This window comes from Curtobacterium sp. JUb34, assembly GCF_003755065.1.
Taxonomy (GTDB): Bacteria; Actinomycetota; Actinomycetes; order Actinomycetales; family Microbacteriaceae; genus Curtobacterium.
Genome location: NZ_RJVH01000001.1, coordinates 346,098 through 359,857, shown reverse-complemented (window position 1 = coordinate 359,857; position 13,760 = coordinate 346,098). Strand labels below are relative to the sequence as shown.

Annotated in this window: 10 protein-coding genes; 6 read left to right on the top strand and 4 right to left on the bottom strand. The window is 73.7% G+C overall.

Annotated elements, in window-relative coordinates; all coding sequences use genetic code 11:
- Nucleotides 1-12: 12 nt before the first annotated feature.
- The 6 genes from EDF63_RS01610 (at nucleotide 13) to EDF63_RS01585 (ending at nucleotide 8,309) form a co-directional block, all read left to right on the top strand.
- Nucleotides 13-1,140 (top strand): hemin ABC transporter substrate-binding protein, encoded by a 1,128-nt coding sequence (locus EDF63_RS01610; RefSeq protein WP_123310617.1) that lies wholly within the window; start codon nucleotides 13-15, stop codon nucleotides 1,138-1,140.
- Complete coding sequence (locus EDF63_RS01605) at nucleotides 1,137-2,240, top strand: iron ABC transporter permease (protein ID WP_123310615.1); 1,104 nt, start codon at nucleotides 1,137-1,139, stop codon at nucleotides 2,238-2,240. The genes EDF63_RS01610 and EDF63_RS01605 overlap by 4 nt, the downstream gene beginning before the upstream one ends.
- Complete coding sequence (locus EDF63_RS01600; protein ID WP_123310613.1) at nucleotides 2,237-3,040, top strand: heme ABC transporter ATP-binding protein; 804 nt, start codon at nucleotides 2,237-2,239, stop codon at nucleotides 3,038-3,040. The genes EDF63_RS01605 and EDF63_RS01600 overlap by 4 nt, the downstream gene beginning before the upstream one ends.
- The gene (locus EDF63_RS01595) at nucleotides 3,037-4,041 is read left to right on the top strand and encodes a hypothetical protein (RefSeq protein WP_123310611.1); all 1,005 of its coding nucleotides are present in this window, start codon (nucleotides 3,037-3,039) and stop codon (nucleotides 4,039-4,041) included. The genes EDF63_RS01600 and EDF63_RS01595 overlap by 4 nt, the downstream gene beginning before the upstream one ends.
- Before the next feature lie 55 nt (nucleotides 4,042-4,096).
- Nucleotides 4,097-4,672, top strand: coding sequence for a hypothetical protein (locus tag EDF63_RS01590; RefSeq protein WP_123310609.1), 576 nt, complete (start codon nucleotides 4,097-4,099; stop codon nucleotides 4,670-4,672).
- A gap of 70 nt (nucleotides 4,673-4,742) precedes the next feature.
- Nucleotides 4,743-8,309, top strand: coding sequence for an HtaA domain-containing protein (locus tag EDF63_RS01585; protein WP_123310607.1), 3,567 nt, complete (start codon nucleotides 4,743-4,745; stop codon nucleotides 8,307-8,309).
- A 28-nt stretch (nucleotides 8,310-8,337) separates the two neighbouring features.
- Here the strand turns inward: EDF63_RS01585 and EDF63_RS01580 are convergent, their stop codons facing one another.
- Genes EDF63_RS01580 through EDF63_RS01565 form a run of 4 tightly spaced genes read right to left on the bottom strand, consistent with a single transcriptional unit; the run spans nucleotide 8,338 to nucleotide 13,686 of the window.
- Nucleotides 8,338-9,732 (bottom strand): M20/M25/M40 family metallo-hydrolase, encoded by a 1,395-nt coding sequence (locus tag EDF63_RS01580; RefSeq protein WP_260232931.1) that lies wholly within the window; start codon nucleotides 9,730-9,732, stop codon nucleotides 8,338-8,340.
- Entirely contained in the window at nucleotides 9,729-11,288 is a 1,560-nt protein-coding gene (locus EDF63_RS01575; protein WP_185021240.1) for an ABC transporter substrate-binding protein, read from the bottom strand. The genes EDF63_RS01580 and EDF63_RS01575 overlap by 4 nt, the downstream gene beginning before the upstream one ends.
- Nucleotides 11,285-12,421, bottom strand: a complete 1,137-nt coding sequence (locus EDF63_RS01570) for an FAD-dependent oxidoreductase (protein ID WP_260232930.1) — start codon at nucleotides 12,419-12,421, stop codon at nucleotides 11,285-11,287. Before EDF63_RS01570 ends, EDF63_RS01575 begins: the two co-directional genes overlap by 4 nt.
- Nucleotides 12,418-13,686 (bottom strand): FAD-binding oxidoreductase, encoded by a 1,269-nt coding sequence (locus tag EDF63_RS01565; RefSeq protein ID WP_123310603.1) that lies wholly within the window; start codon nucleotides 13,684-13,686, stop codon nucleotides 12,418-12,420. The genes EDF63_RS01570 and EDF63_RS01565 overlap by 4 nt, the downstream gene beginning before the upstream one ends.
- Between the last annotated feature and the right edge of the window lie 74 nt (nucleotides 13,687-13,760).

Below are 13,760 nucleotides of genomic sequence, written 5' to 3'. Positions count from 1 at the left end.
GGGATCATCTCCATGTCGTCACTCCGTCGCGCCTGCACGGCCGCAGCGTCCGCCCTCGTCGTCCTCGCCGTGGCAACCGGCTGCACCGGCGTCGGTGCCGGCACCGCGGGTGCGACGCACGCGGCGGGTCGCGGGACGAGCGCGACGGACCCGGCCGCGGGCCTCCAGGCCATCGCCCCGGTGACCGACGCGAAGGGCGTGACCGGCCCGCGGACCGCGACCCTGGCGACGGACCTGCCGCCGACGGCGAGCGAGGTCGACGAGCCCGAGCTGCCCGTCACCGTCACCGACAACCAGGACACCGAGGTGACCGTCACGAGCGCGGACCGCATCCTCGCGCTCGACATCTCCGGCACGCTGTCGTCCACCGTGTACGGCCTCGGTCTGGGGGACCACCTGGTCGGGCGGGACGTGTCGACCGGCTTCTCGGGCACCGAGGACCTGCCGCTCGTCACCCAGAACGGCCACGAACTCTCCGCGGAGGCGATCCTCGCGCTCCGGCCGACGGTCCTGCTCACCGACACCTCGCTCGGACCGTGGGACGTCGTCCTGCAGATCCGGAAGGCCGGCGTCCCCGTCGTCGTCGTGGACCCGCACCGGGACACCACGAACACCGACGCGATCATCGACCAGGTCGCCACGGCGCTCGGCGTCCCGGCGACCGGCGACCGTCTGGCAGCCGAGGTGCACGCGCAGGAGCAGGCCGTCGCCGCGCAGGTGGCCCGCATCGCGCCGTCGGATCGCGCCGACAAGCTGAAGATGGTGTTCCTGTACGTGCGGGGGAACGCCGGGATCTACTACCTGTTCGGCCGAGAATCCGGCGCCGACTCGCTCATCGACGCCGTCGGCGGGCGGGACGTCGCGACGGAACAGGACTGGACGGGCATGCGGCCGGTCAACGCCGAGGCGCTCGTCGCGATGCAGCCGGACCTGGTCATCATGATGACGAAGGGGCTCGAGTCCGTCGACGGGGTCGACGGCCTGCTCCAGCGGGTCCCCGCGATCGCGAAGACGCCCGCGGGTGAGCACCGCCGCATCGTGGACATGGCCGACACCACGGTGATGAGCTTCGGGCCGCGCACGCCCGAGATCGTGGCCGCCTTGGCCACGGCGATCTACGGTCCGGCGGACGCCTCGTGACCGTCCGGGAGGAACGGATCGCGCCCGCAACGCGCGTCCCCGCCGCGCAGGCGCTCACGTCCAGGTCGCGGGTCGGCCGCATCGCGCTCCTCACCACCGGGCTCGTGGTGGCGCTCGTCGTCGCGACGCTGGTGTCGGCGAGCGTCGGACAGCTCGGCACCTCGCCGGCCGAGGTGCTCCGGACCGTGGCCCGGTCGGCCGGGCTGCCGGTGGACGGCCCCGCCGACGACCTCGTCACCCAGGCGCTGTGGACGATCCGGTTCCCCCGCGTGGTGATGGCGCTGCTGATCGGTGCCGCGCTCGCCGCAGCCGGTGTGCTCATGCAGGCCGTGTTCGCGAACCCCCTGGCCGACCCCGGTGTCGTCGGGGTGTCCGGCGGAGCCGCCTTCGGGGCGTGCGCCTCGATCGTCTTCGGCCTGCAGTTCGCCGGGTACTGGACGACGCCGCTGATGGCCTTCGTCGCGGGCCTGGTCGCGACGCTGCTCGTCTACGGGCTGTCCCGTGCCGGCGGCCGGACCGAGGTCGTCACGCTCCTGCTCACCGGCATCGCGGTCAACGCGTTCACCGGGGCGGGGCTCGCCTTCCTGACCTTCCTCGGCGATCAGCAGGCGCGTGAGCAGATCGTGTTCTGGCAGCTCGGGTCCCTGAACGGTTCGATGTGGGACCAGGCCGCGGCGATCGCCCCCGTCGTCGGTGCGGGGCTCGTCGGCGCCGTGGTGCTGACGCGCTCGCTCGACCTGCTCGCGCTCGGCGACCGGGCCGCGCGGCACGTCGGGGTGCGGGTCGAGGCCGTCCGGGTCGTCGCGATCGTCGTGGTCGCCCTGCTGGTCGGCGCAGCGGTCGCGTTCGCCGGCATCATCGCGTTCGTCGGGCTCGTCGTCCCACACCTGATGCGGATGGTCATCGGCCCGGCGCACGGTCCGCTCCTGCTCGTCTCGACGCTCGGCGGCGCCCTGCTGCTGACGATCGCCGACCTGCTCGCGCGCACCCTGGTGCCGTACGCGGACCTGCCGATCGGCATGTTGACCTCGCTCGTCGGCGGTCCCTTCTTCTTCTGGCTCCTGCGCCGTGCGCGCCGTCGGTCGGGTGGCTGGGCATGATCGGGGCGAGCACCGCCGGCGCGGTCGTGGTCTCCGGGATCGGCGTCGTCATCGACGGGCGACCGCTGCTCGCCGACGTCGACCTGACGGTGCGCGCGGGCGAGGTCCTGGCGCTCGTCGGTCCGAACGGTGCCGGCAAGTCGACCCTGCTCCGGGCGATCGCCGGTGACCTCGCCCACAGCGGCACGATCGCGATCGACGGGGTCCGCACCGGCGGCGAAGCACCGCTCGCCACCGCTCGTCGGCGCGCCGTGCTCGAGCAGGACACCGCGGTGGCCTTCGGGTTCCGTGTCGGCGAGGTCGTCCGGATGGGCCGGGCACCGTGGCGGGGGACCCGGCGAGCGGTCGACGACGACACCGTGGTCGCGCGCGTGCTCGACCAGGTCGAACTCGCCGACCGGATCGACCAGGCGTTCCCCTCGCTGTCCGGCGGCGAACGCGCCCGGGCCTCGTTCGCCCGGGTCCTGGCGCAGTCGACGCCGGTGCTGCTGCTCGACGAGCCGACCGCCGCCCTCGACCTGCGGCACCAGGAGGCCGTGCTGGCCGTCGCTCGCGCGCACGCCCGGGCCGGTGGCGCGGTCGTCGTCGTGCTCCACGACCTGAGCCTCGCCGGAGCGTACGCCGACCGCGTCGCCATGCTCGCCAGTGGCCGGATCGTCGCCGACGGCACCCCCACCGACGTCCTCACCGCCGACCGCATCGGCGCGGTCTACCGGCACCCGGTCACGGTCGTGCCCGACCCGAACACCGGCACGCCCGTCGTCGTGCCGTCCCGAACCGTCCAGGAGGCCTCCTCGTGACCACCCGCGCCCGCCCGCTCCGGTTCGCGCTCGCCGGACTGCTCGTCGCGCTCAGCGCCGGGGGAGCCGCCCTGGCCGGCGTCGCTCCCGCCTCGGCAGCCGGCCGGGTCAGCGTCGCGATCGAGGGGCACCCCGAGGTCACGAACCAGGTCGACTCGACCTACCTGACGACCCTGCGCCTGAACGGTTCCGGCTTCCAGGGCATCAAGAACGGGTACGGCGGCATCTACGTGGCGTTCGGCACCGTGACCGGCACCTGGCAGCCGAGCAAGGGTGGCGTGACGGGCGCGGACTACAGCTACGTGCCCGACGACGAGTCGAACCCCACCGGGTACCTCGACTTCGTCGCCTTCGAGGGCAGCTCCACCGCGTCGGCGGCGAACGGCGGCACGGTCGACTCGGCCACGGGCACCTGGTCGGCGACCCTCAAGGTCCCCGGTTCGACGTTCCAGGCGCTCGACCGGAACGGCGCGGTGACGACCGTCGACTGCACGGTGGTGCAGTGCGGGATCATCACGATCGGTGCGCACGGTGTCGCGAACGCGAACAACGAGTCGTTCACGCCGGTCGCCGTGCAGAACCTGTACGGCAGCGGCGGCACGTTGGCCGGTGGGGGGACCAGGCCGACCACCGGGCAGCCGCAGGCCGACCCGGCGGACGCGGGCAGTGCCTCCCGTCCGGTCGCCGAGCCGTCGTCCGGGGCGAGCGCGACCGCGAAGGCGACCACGCGGCCGACCGCGATCGCGAAGCCCACCACGACCGCGCGCCCCACTGCATCGGCGGCGCCCACTGCACCGGGGGCGACCCCGTCGACCGTGGCCGCCGCTGCGGACGGTTCCACGGGCGGGATCGACCCGGGCGTCCTGCGGATCGTGCTCGGCGGGCTGTCCGCGCTCGTCGTGGCCGTCGCCGCACTCGTCGCCGTCGCGATCGTGCACTCCCGGCGCACCGCACGGCGCGTTGCGACCGACGTCTCGGACGTCGCCCCCGACGCCCCGTAGGACCACCAGACCAGGGCGCCCACAGGGGGCGCCCTCATCGAAAGGGAACACCGCCATGGCACGAATCGCACGCTCCTTCGGGATCACGCTCGCGGCAGGGGTCGCAGCGGTCGGCATCGCCGTCCTGCCCGCCGTCAGCGCGTCCGCCGCGACCGCCGTCACGAACGACTACGGCGCCAGCCTGTCGGTCAGCGGACCGGCCTCGGTCGTCTCGGACGGCTCGGGGTCCGTCCACGGCGTCTCGAACGGCACGGTCACGGTGACCGGCGACGGCTTCGACGGGAACGCCCAGGGGCGCGGCTTCGGCGTCTACGTCGTCTACGGGCCCAAGCAGGCGGACTACGCCACCAACTCCGGCTGGTTCGCGTCCGCGCAGTGGGTGTCGAAGAGCGCGTTCACGGCCGGTGGCGGGTTCACCACGACGATCGACATCGCGAAGTCCTACACGGCCGACCCGCACCACACCGGTGACGCGGCGTCGACCGTGAGCTGCGACTACGACACCACGAAGACCGCGACCGCCAACGCGGCGCTCGGGCAGTACGAGTGCTTCGTGCAGACGTTCTCGGCCCACGGCGTCGCCAACGACCCGGCCGACCTCGACGAGGTCCAGGTCCCCGTCACCTGGTGACCCCCGCGGTGCCCCGGGTCCGCCCGGGGCACCGTCTCCCCACACCCGCACCACCCGACCCGAGGAACCGATGCACACCCAGACCAGACCCGCCCGTCGTCTCCGGGCGCTCAGCGCCACCGTCGCCGCGATCATCGGCCTGACGGCGACCGTCGTCGGCACCGCGCCCACGGCAGCCGAAGCCGCGGGTCCCGCCGCGACCGTGTCGGGTGGGACGCTCGACTGGGGGTTCAAGCAGTCGTTCCGGAACTACGTGCCGGCCGCGGGGCAGTCGGTGTCCGGCGGTGCGTCGAAGAACGCCGACGGCACGTTCCGGTTCGCCGCATCGGGCGGCAGCTACGACCCCGGCACGCGGAAGCTCAGCGTCACGGGTTCCGGCGCCGCGGTGTTCGACTACCGGGCGCACACGTTCGTCATCTCGCTGCGCGACCCGGCGATCGAGCTCACGCCGACCACCGGCACTCTGACCGCCGGGGTCGACGTGCGGCTGGTGGACCCGACCACCGGTGCCACGACGCCCGACCCGGGGACGAAGCGCATCGCGTTCGCGACGATCGACGTCACCAAGGGCACCCGCTCGGTCACCGACGGGAAGTACTCGTGGACCGGTCTGCCGACGACGATCACCGCGGCGGGGGCAGCGGCCTTCGCCGCGGACGTCACCGGTGGCAGCAACCCGACGCAGTTCTACGCGGCGGGCACCGCGCTCGACCCGCTGTCGGTCTCGGTCACGGGTGACTGGGCAGCCGAGGGGGCGGGCGGTGACCAGGAGTTCAGCGACCCGGGTGTCGCCGGCGTCATCAGCACGGGGGTGCAGACCGCGGTCGGTGACACGACCATCGGCCGGGTCACCACGGTGGTGCGGGACGCCCCGCGTGCCGCGATCGTGGTGCAGGTCCCCGCTGCCGGAACCGCCAAGGCCAGTTACTTCGTCGTGGACGACGACGGCAAGCGCATCGCCGGGCCGATCGACCCCGGGATCGCCACCTCGAAGCCGAGCGTCGACCCGTCCACGGGCGACATCGTCGCGACCGCATCGCTGCCCGCCGCGGAGTTCGGCGGCACCGGCGCGAACGTCCAGGGCTGGGTCGTCATCGAGCGAGGCGCGGACGCCGCGTACCGGAACGTCGTGCACGTGAAGCCGTCCGTCGCGGTGCCCGCTGCGAAGGCGTTCGCGGTCGACCCCGCGGACGGCTCGATCGTCGCGCAGGTCGCCCCGGCTGCGAACGGCGGGTCCGCGGGGCTGCTGCGGGTGGCGGCCGGCAGTGGAGCGGGCTCGGGTTCTGGTTCCGGTTCTGGTTCTGGTTCTGGTTCCGGTTCTGCTGCGGTGGCCGAGGTCGGCACCAGCCCTGCCGGCGGGACCGTCCGAGCCGTGACCCGCACGGCCACCCTGATCGGCTCGGTCACCGGGACGATCTCGTCGGTCGGCATCGACTGGACGGGGAAGCGCGCCGTCGTGTTCGACCAGGCAGCCGCACTCGCACGCGTGCTCGACCTCGGCACCGGAGCCTCGGTCGCCGACGTGTCGATCGGCGCCGCAGCGACGTCCGGGGCCACCGGCGGGACCGTCGTCGACTCGCAGGGCCGGGCCTGGTGGAGCAACGACGGTGACGGCACGCTCCGCGCCGTCTCGCTCCGGGGGACCCCGGCCGTGACGACCTCGATCGACCGGGTCGGCGGCGCCGCGTACCTGGCCGTCGACGAGTCCGCGAAGCGCCTCTGGGTGTCCGCTGCCGGCTCCACCGACGCGGGCAACGTCCTGCGCTCGTACGCGATCGACGGTCGGACCGCGGCGACGATCGGTGCCGAGTACACGCCCGGCTCGACCTACACCGGTGATCCGTTCGTGCTCACCGACGACGGGCGTGTGGTCGTCGGGATCACGAACGCCGCGTCCGACGCCGGCGCCCAGGGCCTCCGCACCTTCACCGTCGCGACCACGCCGTCCGTCACGAAGCAGCCGGCGGACGTCTCCGTCACGTTGACCGGCGCGACCACCGGCACGGACGGCGGCACGACCCCGGCGACTCCGAAGCCGGTGTCGTTCACCGTCGCCACCACCGGGACCCCGACACCCACCGTGCAGTGGCAGCAGCAGACCCCGTCCGGCTGGGCCGACCTGCAGGACGGCCCGTCGGTGTCCGGCGCGACGACCAGCACGCTCCGCATCACCGCCACCGAGGGCCTGGACGGCGACCGGTACCGTGCGGTCGCCACGAACGTCGTCGGGTCCACCGTCGTCGGGCGGGTCGCGTCCGACACCGCGACCCTGCGTGTCACCGTGCAGGCGCCGACGAACCCCGGTGGTGGGGACGGCGGCGGGGGAACGGGCGGCGGCGGCACCGGTGGCGGGTCGACCGTGGTCGGTGCGGACGGTTCGATCACCGGGGCGGCGAACGCCCGCGGCGCCTCGACGAACGTCCGGCCGGCCACCGGGCTCTCGACCGCTTCGGCGGGCACGAAGCTCACCGTGACGGGCTCCGGCTTCACGAAGAACACCAACGGCTCCGGGCTGTACGTGCTGTTCGGGTACGTCACGAAGCACCCCAGCGCCGGGGGAGCGGCCGGCGCGGGCTACGACTACGTCCCCGGGTCCGGCGGCACCGGGCAGGACGGCCAGGGCTTCGTCGCCTGGCCCGACAACACCGGTACCGGAGCAGCAGCGACCGCGGAGCTCAGCGGCACGAAGAACGCGGGCTTCACGCAGGGCGGCATCGTCGCGCGCTCCTCGTTCACGGGCCAGTCGACGAAGCGCGTCGACTGCCTGTCCGGTGCCGTGCAGTGCGGTGTCCTGACGATCGGTGCGCACGGCGCCGCCGACGCCGCGGTCGAGACCTTCACCCCGGTGTACTTCGCCGGGCAGACGGTCCCCGGCTCGCTGCCGACCGGTCCGACCTCGGGTGGCGGTGGTACCGGCGCCGGCGGCACGGTCATCCAGCCGCCCGTCGTGCAGCTGCCCCCGACGGCGGGGCCGCCGACGATCACCACCGCAGCGGACACCGTGCCGGAGAACAGCGCCGGGGCCGCCGCACCCCGGAACACCGCGCCCCGGAACACGGCGAAGGCCCCGTCGGCCGCTGAGCCGCCCACCGCTCCGGCCGCGGACTCGGACGAGCTGCTGCGCCGGATCCGCGCCGGGGACATCAGGACCGTCGCAGCCGCCGACGCCGGGATCCCCGACGAGGTCAGCGCGGGCGACCAGCTCGAGCTCCGTCTGGCGTGGACGGGCGAGGACGCGGGCGGGAGCGTGTGGACCTACTCCGAACCGGTGCAGGGCGACGACTTCGCCGTGGACGACGACGTCGCCACCGCCACGGTCGACACCACCGGCCTGGAGGTCGGCGACCACCACGTCGTGCTCGTCGGCGACGCGGGCACGGTCGTGGCGGTGCCGTTCGCGGTGACCGACGGTGTCGAGGCGGTCGCGCAGCCGGCCGACGGGTCGATCGCCGCCGCGCCTGCCGCCGACCCGGGCGGCGACGGGATGTCCACCGAGACGCTGCTGCTCGTCGTGATCGGGTTCCTCGCCGGGCTCGTGGTGCTGGCGCTCGGGCTCGTGGTGCTGCTGCTGACCGGAGTGCTGCAGGTCCGGACCCGGCGGAAGCCGGTGGTGGCTCCGGCTGCAACGGTCGTCTGACGACGGCGTCGTGCGCGTGCGTGCTGCGTCAGGCGCCGACGTGGCCGAGCCCGACGAGGAACAGCGCCTCGGCCAGGGCCATGTGCTCGATCTCGGACGGGTCCACGCTCTCGTCCGGCGCGTGCACGTTCGCAGCGGGCTCGGACACCCCCGCCAGGACGACCTCGACCCCGGGGATCGCCCGTTCGAGCGTCGCGCAGAGCGGGATCGATCCGCCGCCACCGAGGGAGCCCACCGACGACACCCGGTACGACGACGCCAGTGCGCTCCGGAACGCCGACGAGTACTGCCCGGCCGTCGCGCGGAACCCGTCGCCGGTCCCCGTCACGCGCGCGGTGACCTCGACCCCGGCGGGCGCTCGCCGCAGCAGGTGCGCCACCAGCAGTTCGCCGGCGGCAGCGGGGTCGACGCCCGGCGGCACCCGGAGGTTCAGCGCGGCACCGGCGGTCGCCTGCACGGACGGCGACGACCCGGCGACGGCCGGCGCATCGATGCCGACGACGGTCAGCGCCGGCCGTGCCCAGACCTGGGACGCCGGGTCCCCGGACCCGATCGGCACCGCGCCGTCGAGCAGCCCGGCGTCGGCGGCGAACCGGTCGGCGTCGTAGGGCAGGCCGTCCCAGGTCTGGGACCCGTCGAGTCCGTCGACGGTGGTGTCCCCGGCGTCGTCGCGCAGCGTGGCGAGCAGGGCCACCAGGGTCGCGATGGCATCGGGCGCCGCACCGCCGAACATCCCCGAGTGCACGGTGCCGTGCAGCGCCCGGATGCGCAGTTCGACGAACGCGGTGCCGCGCAGGGTGGTCACGAGCGCTGGGGCCCCGACGGCGGCGTTGCCGGCGTCCATCACGATGGCGGCGTCGACGTCGGCGAAGTCCGCTGCGTGGGTGGACACGTACTGCTCGAGACCGTCGGTGCCCTGTTCCTCGGATCCCTCGACGACCACGACGAGCCCGACCGGGAACGAGCCGTGCACGTCGAGCAGCGCCCGCAGGGCCACGAGGTGGGTGACGACCCCGCCCTTGCAGTCCGCGGCACCGCGACCGTACAGGCGACCCTGGCGCTCGGTCAGGGTCCACGGGTCGCTCGTCCACGCCGCGAGGTCGCCGGCGGGTTGGACGTCGTGGTGGGCGTAGAGCAGGACCGTCGGGGCGCCGGGTGGGGCCGGGTGGGTGGCGAGGACCGCCTGTGAGCCGTCCGACGTCGTGACGAGGCGCGACGCCAGGCCGAGGCCGTCGAACGCGACCCGCACGCGCTCGGCGACCCGGTCGCAGTCGTCGAGCGACTGCACGGCCGCGTCGTGCACGGACGGGATGGCGACGAGCGCTGCGAGCTCGTCGAGCCCCGCGGGCATCCCGCTCCGGACCGCGTGGCGGAGCAGGTCAGCGGACGCGGCCCCCGGCAGCGCGGCGTCGCCGGTGCTCACGAGCGCCCGATCTCCCAGATGCGGAACTCCCCCGAGGCGTCGACCGACTTCGTGAGTCCGGTGAGCGACTTCTGCCCGATCACGTTCTCCTGGCCGGCCAGCAGCGGGATGAGCGGCACGGACTCGGCGGTGTCCTGCTGGATCTGCTCGATCTGCTCCGTCCGCGCTGCCGCGTCGGGCTCGACGGCCTGCGATGCGACCAGTTGCTGCACGGTCCGGTCGTCGAAGTGGTTGGCGAGCAGGTTGACGTCCTCGGAACCGTAGGCCGGCGTCAGGTACGACGAGGCGTCGGGGTAGTCCTGGAAGAACCCGAGCTGGAAGACCGGGTACTCGCCCTTGCCGACGTTCCCGACGTAGGTGTCCCAGCTCGCCGACTGCAGGTCGACGGTGAACAGGCCGGTGTCCTCGAGCTGCTGCTCGATCAGTGCGTACTCGTCGTCCGACCCGGAGCCGTAGTGGTCGGTCGTGTACTCGATCGGCAGCGCGACGGGCGTGTGCACGCCGGCCTCCTCGAGGATGGCCGCGGGGTCGGCGCCGTCGTACTCCGTCTGGAACGCATCGGTCGCGCCGGTGAAGTCGGACGGCACGATCGAGTACGCCGGAGCGTAGGTGCCCTGGTAGACGTCCTTCGCGATCGCCGCGCGGTCGACCGTCGCGGCGACGGCCTGGCGGATCGCGGTCTTCTGCGCGGTGTCGTCACCGGGCATCGTGTCGAGGTTGAAGCCGAGGAACCGGACCTCGCCCGACGAGCCCTGGACCCGCTGCAGGCCGTCGTCCTCGGACAACGAGGTGACCTCGGTCGGCGTGAGCTGGCGGTACGCCACGTCGGCGTCGCCCTCCTGCACCGCGAGCTTGAGGTCGGCGGACTTCGTGTACTGCTTGATCGTCACGCTCGACGACTCCGGCGCGGTGCCGTCGTACTCCTCGTTCGCCGTCAGGGCGATGGTCGCCCCGCCGTCGGCGGACTGCCGCAGCGCGTACGGACCGGACCCGACGACCCCGTCGTCCGCATGGACCTTCGTCTTCGAGAACACGCTGCTGTCGACGATCGCGCCGGCCATGCTCGCCAGGACGTACGGGAACGTCTGGTCGTTCGCCTGCTCCAGGGTGAACGTGACCTCGTCGCCGTCGGCCGCCACGGACGCCATGTTGGCGAGCAGCGACCCCGGACCGTTCTCGGAGCCGATGCCGGCCTGGCGCTCGAACGAGAACACGACGTCCTTCGCCGTCAGGGCGTCACCGTTCGAGAACGTGAGCCCGTCGCGGATCCGGCACGCGTAGTGGGTGCCGTCGGTGAAGTCGCAGGACTCGGCGACCTCGGGACTCGGCGTGGTCCCGCCGGCCGGGTAGGTGAGCAGGTGCTGGTACAGCTGCGTCTGCACCGTGTAGCTGCCGCGGTCCCAGGCGCCGGCCGGGTCGAGGGACGTGACGGGATCGGTCGTCCCGATCACCAGGCCGTCGGAGACGTCGGTGGACGCACCGGTCGAGACGCAGCCGGTGAGCACGGCGGCGACGGCAGCGGAGAGCGCGAGCGCGGAGAGGAGTCGGGTCGTCACGGGGTTCCTGAGGGGGATGGTTTCGAGAGGGAGAAACGGGGATGTGCGGCCCCGCCGGTCGCGAGGTCGGCGATCATGTCGCCGAGCAGCGGTGCGAACTTGAAGCCGTGGCCGGAGAACCCGGTCGCGACTGTGACGGGACCACGTCGGTCGATCACGAAGTCCTCGTCGGGGGAGTTGTCGTACAGGCAGCTGATGAAGGTCGGCTTCGACGCGTCGACACCGGGCACGTACCGCGCGACGTAGGCCTGCAGCCGCTCGGCCTCGGCCGGCACGGGCGTGAAGTCGCGGTGGTCCGGATCGACGACGGGGCCGGTGCCGTGGAACCCGACCTTGACGCCCTCGCCCGGGGTGAGCAGCCCGTACACGTCGTCGTCGGCGGCCCAGTGCACGAAGCTCGGCCACGCCTGGTCCGGCAGGTGGCTGGGGAAGTGCGCGGGCTGTTCCTGGGTGACGCGGATGGCCGGGAGGCCCGCCCCGCGTCCGGCGAGCAGGTCGCCGACCAACGTGGGAGCCCACGACCCCACGGCCGCCACCACGGACGAGCTGCGGTGGGTGGACCCGTCGGACAGCGTCACCGTCACGTCGTCGCCGTGGTCGTCGAGCCCGGTGACCCGGGTGTCGAAGCGCAGGTCGGCGAGCCCGGTCCGCTCGGCGAGGGTCAGGAAGGCCTCGATCGCGCGGTCGGACCGGATGCGACCGGCCGTGGCGTGCGCGAGCACGTGCCCCTCGAACGCGATCCCCGGCCAGCGCGCGGCGGCGTCGTCTGGGCTGAGGGTCTCGTGGGGGATGCCGGCGTCCGTCAGTGCGGCGGCGATGGCGTCGACGACCTCGGCGCGGCCGTGGTCGACGGCTCCGGTGCGGACGATGAGCTCCTCGCCCGCAGCGCCCTCGAGCGCTTCCCACAGCACCAGGGCGCGGGAGGTCAGGGCGACGTACTCGGGGTCGGCGTAGCCCTGCCGGAAGATCCGGGTGGCGCCGTGCGACGAGCCGTTGTGGTGTCCGCGCTCGTGCTGTTCGACGAGCAGGACGCGCTCGCCGCGTCGGGTGAGGGCGTACGCGGTGGCGGCGCCGACGACCCCGCCGCCGATCACGACGTGCGTCGGGGCCCGGTCGCTCAGCGCGTCGCTCACGACACTGCTCCTGCACGTCGGGCGTCGGCTTCGCGCCGCGCCGGCATCATCGCGACCACCTCGGCCTCGGTCGGGGCCGCCGCCGGGAACCGCGCCGGGGCGTAGCGGCTCGCATCGCCGAGGGTGGTGGTGCCCGTGACGCTCAGTTCCGCCGCGATCCGCCCGAGCCCCGGACCGTGCGTGACGCCGGACTCGTTGTCGCCGCCCGCCACCACCAGCCCGCGCAGCTCGGGGACCGCGCCGACGATGAAGTTCCGGTCGGCGGTCATCGAGACGACGCCCTGCGTGGGGGTCTCGTCGACCCCGAGCACGCTCGCGGCAGCAGGGAGCAGCCGGGCGACGATCGGGCGCAGGTACGTGCGCATGGCGTCGAGCAGGTCCGTGCGCACGGGGCGGCGGGCGGGCTCGTCGCGCCGGTCCGCGCCACCGACGTGCAGCGGCTCGTACCCGGGGCCCGCACCGTACGTCAGGCCGCCGCGGTGCTCGCGGATCCACAGGCCGTGCAGCTCTGGCAGCATCAGGGTCGGCAGGGACCCCGGCAGCCCGAACGGCGTCGTCACGAGGCGGCTGGCGACCACCCGGACCGTCGGCAGCTCGCGCCCGAAGGGTGCGAGCAGCGCGTTCGTCCAGCTGCCGGCGGCGAGCACGACCCGATCGGCGCTGATGACCTCGCCACCGGCGGTCCGGACGCCCGTGACGGAGCCGTCACGGGCCTCCAGTCCGGCCACCGGCGTGTGCTCGCGGATCTCGACACCGCGTGCGCGTGCCGATGCCGTCAGGGCACGCGCGGTGTCCGGCGCGCTGATCTGGATGCCGTCGGGGTGCAGGAAGCCGGCGGTGACCGCGGCCGGGTCGAGCCCGGGCACGAGGTCGGCCGCCTCGGCGGGGGTGAGGGTGCGCGCCCCGGCCGGTCGGAGCGGGTGCTGCTCGAACGGCGGCAGGTGGTCGGCCCGGCCCTGCTCGGTGACGGTCAGCCACACGTTGCCGTTCTGCCGGTACCCGGTCGGGCCGTGACCGGCGCCGGCGAGGTCGCGGTAGAAGTCGATGCCGTACTGCTCGACGTCGCGTTCGGACTCGTTCCAGTACCAGGCGTAGCCGGCTGCCCACTGGCCCACGAACCCGGCACCCGCGGTGGTGGTGCCGCCGGCGACCGTCCCACTGTCGAGGAGCAGGACGCGCTGCCCGAGCCCGGCGAGGTGCCATGCAGCACTCAGCCCGATGATGCCGGCACCGACGACGACCACGGGGGACTCGGGGGAGGACATGGAGCGAGCGTAGTGTCCCGAGGTCGCCGACAGGTGTCGTTCATGACGCCGTGTGACGCGGTGCAGAACGGCGG